Below are 7277 nucleotides of genomic sequence, written 5' to 3' on the forward strand. Positions count from 1 at the left end.
AAAATGGACTTGTAGATGTGGTCAAGCAATGAACGACCACAAAGCCCCTGATCCAAATGCTTATTCGGTTTATTCGGATGAGTTATTAGTAGAAATCATGAATAAAAAAGATGGTAATGATACAGTTTCCTATGAAGACATTTCAGAGGCTTCCTTCTATATGTGGAAATGCCCAAATTGTGGTAGTTTTATGGTCTTTGGTGAAGAGGATAATAAAGATTGTTTCACTTTTTATGAGCGCCAGACCAGTGCAAAAGCAGAACCACTTTTCGATCCTGATCAAGAGTTAAATATTGTAGTTGTTGAGTTTCAAGAAGGTGGAAATGGTTATACTTATATCTGTGACGACCCAACTATTCATGTCGGGCATGGTGTGATTGTTCCAACCGGGAAGGAAAATACTGAAAAAACTGCTTTAGTTGTCCAGAAGTATCATGCCCTACCAAAGGATATCACTTTTCCCGTCGAAAAGTTAAAACGTGTCATTCGTAGGTATACAGATTTTGATCCACTGACTTCTACAATAGTTTGTGCAAATCTAGTTAAACATGGAAGAATTCTAAATGCTTGCTCGAACAAAGTAAATATAGAGTCTAAACAAATTTACCATGCAATCAAAACTCCCTTGGGACACTTTTGGTTAGAGTTAAATGGAGTTCCTATTCCAATGAAAGTCTCACAAATCCAAGCTAGAGATAAAAAGTATCAGGTGGATGGTGCCTTTTATATTAAGCCCGCCAAAATAAACTATAGAAAATTCTTTACTCTAGAGTTATGTGCAGATTTTGATATTGACGCCTCTCGTTGGATTGACGTTCTATCAGATGAAAATGTTTGGGGAAACACTTGGGAATTAAATTGCCTTCAATTTGGAATTACTGCAGGAGAATCTCCAGAATTTTAAGATGAAGTAGTTGCAAGAAAATTTAGCCGTATCCCACTTTATTATGACTGGCATCCAGAATTTGAAGACTATTATGGCTTCAGTATAGCCTGGAAAAAATACGAGTCTGATAGTGATTTGTCGATTGATTTCTATACAACATAAGCTAGAGGAGAATAAGCATGAATCAAGCCTGGGAATTATTGTTTGAGGGGAAGATTGAAGAGGCCAAGAAATTAGTCTCAGAAACTTTCTCGTTAGAAACTTGCAAGGATTACAGCCTTCTCAATTTGCTGGGTTATATCAAGTTCTTTGAAAAAGACTATAAAGAAGCTTTACTGATTTATCAAAAATATCTTGAAATAGCAATATCAAGTCAAGATAAAGAAAATGAACATATAGGATATCACCAGTTAGCCATGGTCTATCGTGAAATGAATGATTTTCAGACTGCTCTTAACTATATTGAAAAAGAGCGAGAAGTAATTGAACAAGTTTTTGCGGAGGATGCTCTAAAAACTTCTGTTAATGACTATGAGCAAGGTTATTTACGATTGAAGTTAGGTCAACTAGTTGAAGCAAAGACATATATGCAGCAGTCGCTAAATTCAGCTCTAAAGACAGATGACCTTATCGCTCATGCCTGCGCTTATAGAGGATTGGGAGAGATTTGTCGAAAACTTGATTCGAGTAAATCCCATGATTATTTTAGTCACGCTATTCAACTCTTTGATAAGGCCGGAGATGAGATCGGAGCGGAAGAAGTCAGAGCTTTATTAGACAATAAAAAGTAGCCCACTCAGGCTACTTTTTTAAAATTCTTTGTAAACATAAGTATTCTCTGGTTTATCAACCTTGATAAAGGATTGAACTTCAAGGGTTGGGAGGACTTGGTTGAGTTCCTTGTGATAATGATTGCTAATCTTACCTTTGACTCTTACCCAGGTGTTATTGTCATACTGATTGGTATTTCCTGTGGTCAAAAGGCCAAAAACTCCCGAATCAGCGATACAGTGCATGATACCAAAGCGAAAGACAAATTGACTATTGGCATGATTTGGATCGTTGTAAACAAAGCCAGTAAACTCTATTTCCTTACCTTCAAATTCATTTGGAAAATCGTAGATAACTTCCATGACTTCCAAGTAATTCTCATCCTTGATGACAATGCTTGATTGGGACAAGTATTTATCAGCACTCTTACGAACAGTATCTACATAAGCTGTGTGTGAATAAAACCTACTCGTATCTGGTTTAAGATACTGACTGCTAGTTCCTTCACTTGCTTGGATTGCCTTGTCAGTTCCTTCCGACAAAGGGAAATAATATCCTTTGGCCGATACTGTTTGCGAATCTAGAGCGACAGTTGGAAATGTAAATCCAACTAACAAGGGTAAACTTAAGAGGACAAAACTCGCAAGCTTGGCTGAAAAACTATGTAAGTGACTATGTTCTTTCAAACGCTTGAAGCAAACATAGGCTTGTACGATGGCTAGTAGCAAAGATAAAAACATAGTGATATAAGCCAGATAAGAGTAGTGGAGGTTTAGATACTGATTGAGCTTACCTGATAGATGCAGATAAAGGGTTAAGAAAAAATAACTCATCAAAATAAAAAATCGTATCATAGCATCACCCCGACTATATAAGAATAGACAAGAACAACAAGAGTTACGATGGTCATGAACTGCCAGATAAAGCGAGTTTTAAGATAATTCTTCATCATGAGTAGATTTTTGACATCAAGCATAGGGCCAATAACCAGAAAGGCAAGCACTGGAGCAAAGCCAAAACTAGAGAGAAGCGAAGAGCCAATAAAGGCATCAGCTTCACTACAGAGTGATAGAAGGAAGGATAGGACCATCAAGAGAACGATAGCAAGGAGTGGTGTTGCACTGATAGAAGTCAGGATCCGAGTTGGTACATAGACCTGGACAATGCTGGCAAACAGACAGCCAAAAACCAAATAACGCCCCATATCGAAGAACTCATCAATAGCTTGGATAAAGACTTGAAGAAGTTTCTGACCTTTCGTTAAATGAGAAAAATCATGTTCATGAAAAGCTAGTCTATTTTCCTTTTGAATAGGTTCCTCCCAGAAAAATCCAAGGAAAATACCCAATATCATAGCAATGAGTATTGCCCCTAAAGCACGTAGTAACACCATTTTAAATGAATTACCAAAAGCTGAATAAGTCGCAAAGAGAACGATAGGATTGATGATGGGAGCCGTTACTAGAAAAGGTACCGCTGTATAGCTAGGAACCTTCTTCTCCAAGAAACGATTGATAATTGGAACGATTCCGCACTCGCAAGAAGGAAAGAGAAATCCTATAAAGGTACCAAAAAAGATTCTCCCCAAACGATTTTTAGGGAGAAATGTATAAACCTTCTCAGGTGTGACGTAGACTTCAATAGCACCAGAGATAATGCTACCCATTAAGACAAAGGGTAAAGCTTCAATGATAATTGATAGAAAGATAGCACCAGCCTGTAAAATACTTGAAGGCAGACTTTGAAAAATCGTCATCTATTTTTTCTTTTCTGCTTTATCTTTCTTTTCTTTGTCATCTGGAAATGTCACTTGCTTTAAATCAGGTAGTTTAGCGAACTCTTCGAACATCTTATCTAAGTCATCAGTTTTTGTAAATTTAACAGCCATAAGGCATACCTCGATTCTTATTGTTTCCTCTATTATACTATTATTTCAGCCAAAAAGTTTAATTTTAAATTGACAAGACAAATGAATTTTTATCTTCAACAAATGCCAAGCTAACTGTGACATTAATGAAAACAAGCTTTCTTCCTTATGGTATAATAGTCTTATGGATAAAAAATATGAAAAAATTTCCCAAGATTTGGGTGTAACCTTAAAGCAAATTGATATGGTCTTGTCTTTGACAGCAGAAGGAGCAACCATTCCTTTTATCGCTCGTTATCGTAAGGACATGACTGGTAGTTTGGATGAGGTGGCTATTAAAGCTATTATCGACCTTGATAAAAGTCTTACTAACCTCAATGACCGTAAGGAAGCGGTCTTGGCTAAGATTCAAGAACAAAGCAAGTTGACCAAAGAGTTAGAAGAAGCCATCTTAGCTGCTGAAAAACTTGCAGACGTTGAAGAGCTCTATCTTCCCTATAAGGAAAAACGTCGCACCAAGGCAACGATTGCGCGTGAGGCAGGGCTTTCCCCTCTTGCTCGCTTAATCTTACAGAATGTTTCTGACCTAGAAAAAGAAGCAGAAGCATTTGTCTGTGAAGGATTCGAGACTCCACAAGATGCTTTAGCAGGTGCAGTTGATATTTTGGTTGAAGCTCTCTCTGAGGATGTCACCTTACGTTCGATGACTTATCAAGAGGTCCTTAGACATTCTAAGATTACTTCACAAGTCAAGGACGAAAGTTTGGATGAGAAGCAAGTCTTTCAGATTTATTACGATTTCTCGGAAACGGTTGCTAACATGCAGGGCTACCGTACACTTGCCCTTAATCGTGGTGAAAAGTTAGGCATCTTGAAGATTGGTTTTGAGCATGCGGTTGAACGTATTCAAGCCTTCTTTGCTGCTCGTTTTAAGGTTAAAAATGCCTATATTGAAGAAGTTATTCAGCAATCTGTTAAGAAAAAAGTCTTACCAGCTATCGAGCGCCGTATTCGTACCGAACTAACTGAGAAGGCAGAAGAAGGAGCCATTCAACTCTTCTCAGAAAACCTTCGAAATCTTCTCCTTGTTGCACCTCTTAAAGGGCGCGTGGTTCTTGGATTTGACCCTGCCTTTCGTACAGGTGCCAAGCTTGCAGTCGTAGATGCGACTGGTAAAATGTTGACGACACAAGTCATTTACCCAGTAAAACCAGCTTCAGCTCGTCAGATTGAAGAAGCCAAGCGTGATTTGGCAGATTTGATTGGCCAATACGGTGTTGAAATCATCGCTATCGGAAATGGAACTGCTAGTCGTGAAAGTGAAGCTTTTGTCGCCGAAGTGCTTAAGGATTTTCCAGAGGTCAGCTATATCATTGTTAATGAGAGCGGTGCATCTGTCTACTCAGCTAGTGAACTTGCCCGTCAAGAGTTTCCTGACTTAACTGTTGAAAAACGTTCGGCAATCTCAATCGCTCGTCGTTTGCAAGACCCACTTGCTGAATTGGTTAAAATTGACCCTAAATCCATCGGTGTTGGGCAGTATCAACACGATGTTAGCCAAAAGAAACTATCTGAAAGTCTTGATTTCGTGGTAGATACAGTAGTTAACCAAGTCGGTGTCAATATCAATACAGCTAGTCCAGCCTTGCTATCTCATGTCGCAGGGCTTAACAAAACTATTTCAGAAAATATTGTTAGGTATCGTGAAGAAGAAGGAAAAATCACCTCACGAGCTCAAATCAAGAAAGTTCCCCGTTTAGGTGCTAAAGCGTTTGAACAGGCTGCAGGATTCCTCCGTATCCCTGAAAGTAGCAATATCCTTGACAATACTGGTGTTCACCCAGAAAACTATGCTGCAGTCAAGGAACTCTTCAAACGTTTGGACATTAAAGAACTAAATGAAGAAGCGCAAGCCAAACTCAAATCTATTTCAATCAAGGAAATGGCCCAAGAGCTAGACCTTGGTCAAGAAACACTTAAAGATATTATCGCAGACCTTCTCAAACCAGGTCGTGATTTCCGTGATTCTTTTGACGCTCCAGTCCTTCGGCAGGATGTCTTGGATATCAAAGACTTGAAAGTTGGCCAGCAGCTTGAGGGCGTTGTTCGTAACGTCGTTGACTTCGGTGCCTTTGTTGACATTGGTATTCACGAGGATGGCCTGATTCATATCTCTCACATGAGCAAGAAATTTATCAAACATCCAAGTCAAGTAGTATCGGTCGGCGATTTGGTAACCGTTTGGGTGAAGAAAATCGATGCTGACCGCGAAAAAGTGAATCTGTCGCTTCTTGCACCAAATGAATCTAACTGATTACGTTAAACAGGTCTCTTTAGAGGATTTTGGAAAACCTTTCAAACATCAAGCTCAGTGGAATACTCGTCTGCGGTCGACAGGTGGACGATTCTTTCCAAATGACGGGCATTTGGATTTTAATCCAAAAGTCTATCAAGAACTTGGTATAGAGGTGTTTCGGAAAATCGTCCGTCATGAGCTCTGCCATTATCACCTTTATTTTGAAGGTAAGGGCTATCAACATAAGGATTTAACCTTTAAGCAGCTTCTAAAAGAGGTCAATGGTCTACGCTTTGTTCCTCCCTTATCAAGTGCCAGTCAAAAGCCAAGCTTAATCTATACTTGTCAAGCTTGTCATCAAACATATCAAAGAAAGCGAAAAATCGATACAAAGCGCTATCGTTGTGGTGTCTGTCGTGGTAAACTCCTCTTGTTAAATCGGCCTAAGGACTGATGTAGCAAATCTAGCTTAGTGCTATACTAAGATTAAGAAATCCGAAAGAGGAATAAATTATGAATACAAAATTTTATAAAATGAGAAGAAATCGCATGATATCAGGTGTTCTTGCAGGTCTATCTGATAAGTGGAATCTTGATGTAACCCTAGTTCGTTTCCTTTTTGCAATCTTTACAATCGCAAACTTTGGACTCGGGATTATTATCTACATTATCCTAGCTTCGATCCTACCAACAAAAGAAGATATCGAAGCTGAAATGTATGGAACAGGCCCACGCAAGATTAAAGAAGCCCAACCTATCAATGATGACGAAGGTTGGTTTTGGTAACCATATTACCATTCATTTGAAGTATTAAACCCTTGTAGTATCAAGGGTTTTTCTTTTGCTTAAAAATTTGTGGTAAACTAATAGTAGTTCATATCAAAAAAATAATCCAATCTTACAAAAATGTAAGATTACAGACCTCTTTTGTAAGGTTATGTTATGGAACCAACTCTTTTTTTAGAGTACACTTATATCAGAAAGATAAAGTAGCAAAACTATGAAAAATATTTTACAAAAGAAACAAACAAGTAAAGCAAGTCCAAAAGAGATCGAGCGAGTTCAGCTCGGTTGCGCTATAATGCAGGCTCAGTTTCAATTAATGGGATATTAAAAAGGAGATTATCATGACATTATTAGATGTAAGACACGTTCAAAAGATTTATAAAACACGTTTCCAAGGCAACCAAGTAGAAGCCCTGAAAGATATTCATTTTACTGTAGAAAAAGGCGACTATGTTGCCATCATGGGTGAGTCTGGTTCTGGGAAATCAACTCTCCTCAATATTCTCGCCATGCTTGACAAACCAACTCGTGGTCAGGTTTTCCTAAACGGAACAGACACAGCTACCATTAAAAATACTGAAGCATCAAGCTTCCGTCGTGAAAAGTTAGGTTTTGTCTTCCAAGACTTCAATTTGTTAGATACGCTTTCTGTTAAAGACAATATCTTACTC

Annotated in this window: 8 protein-coding genes and 1 pseudogene; 6 read left to right on the plus strand and 3 right to left on the minus strand. The window is 38.5% G+C overall.

The features are described from left to right. Together ADM33_RS04275 and ADM33_RS04280 are read left to right on the plus strand one after the other, a co-directional pair. Window positions 1-1048 (plus strand): annotated as a pseudogene (locus tag ADM33_RS04275) (hypothetical protein); the annotation flags it as partial. A 17-nt stretch (window positions 1049-1065) separates the two neighbouring features. Beyond that, entirely contained in the window at window positions 1066-1677 is a 612-nt protein-coding gene (locus ADM33_RS04280) for a tetratricopeptide repeat protein (RefSeq protein ID WP_049503312.1), read from the plus strand. A gap of 18 nt (window positions 1678-1695) precedes the next feature. On the opposite strand, the gene ADM33_RS04285 is transcribed toward ADM33_RS04280, so the two are convergent. Genes ADM33_RS04285 through ADM33_RS11795 form a run of 3 tightly spaced genes read right to left on the minus strand, consistent with a single transcriptional unit; the run spans window position 1696 to window position 3545 of the window. After that, complete coding sequence (locus ADM33_RS04285; protein ID WP_049503313.1) at window positions 1696-2511, minus strand: TIGR03943 family putative permease subunit; 816 nt, start codon at window positions 2509-2511, stop codon at window positions 1696-1698. Further along, window positions 2508-3413, minus strand: a complete 906-nt coding sequence (locus ADM33_RS04290; RefSeq protein WP_049503314.1) for a permease — start codon at window positions 3411-3413, stop codon at window positions 2508-2510. Before ADM33_RS04290 ends, ADM33_RS04285 begins: the two co-directional genes overlap by 4 nt. Beyond that, a complete protein-coding gene (locus tag ADM33_RS11795; protein ID WP_000268695.1) occupies window positions 3414-3545 on the minus strand; it encodes an SPJ_0845 family protein in 132 nt (43 codons plus the stop codon). It abuts the gene before it with no gap. A 163-nt stretch (window positions 3546-3708) separates the two neighbouring features. Here ADM33_RS11795 and ADM33_RS04300 point away from each other — a divergent pair, with 163 nt between their 5' ends. The 4 genes from ADM33_RS04300 to ADM33_RS04315 form a co-directional block, all read left to right on the plus strand. Beyond that, a complete protein-coding gene (locus ADM33_RS04300; protein ID WP_049503315.1) occupies window positions 3709-5838 on the plus strand; it encodes a Tex family protein in 2130 nt (709 codons plus the stop codon). Then, window positions 5825-6274: a SprT family protein gene (locus ADM33_RS04305; RefSeq protein ID WP_049503316.1), complete on the plus strand. Its 450-nt coding sequence runs from the start codon at window positions 5825-5827 to the stop codon at window positions 6272-6274. The genes ADM33_RS04300 and ADM33_RS04305 overlap by 14 nt, the downstream gene beginning before the upstream one ends. A 59-nt stretch (window positions 6275-6333) precedes the next feature. Further along, window positions 6334-6606, plus strand: coding sequence for a PspC domain-containing protein (locus ADM33_RS04310; protein ID WP_049503317.1), 273 nt, complete (start codon window positions 6334-6336; stop codon window positions 6604-6606). Between the two features lie 341 nt (window positions 6607-6947). After that, window positions 6948-7277: ABC transporter ATP-binding protein (locus ADM33_RS04315; RefSeq protein WP_049503318.1), on the plus strand; the 330-nt coding region annotated here is incomplete at its 3' end.

The sequence above is a fragment of the Streptococcus oralis genome (assembly GCF_001075875.1).
Taxonomy (GTDB): Bacteria; Bacillota; Bacilli; order Lactobacillales; family Streptococcaceae; genus Streptococcus; species Streptococcus oralis_I.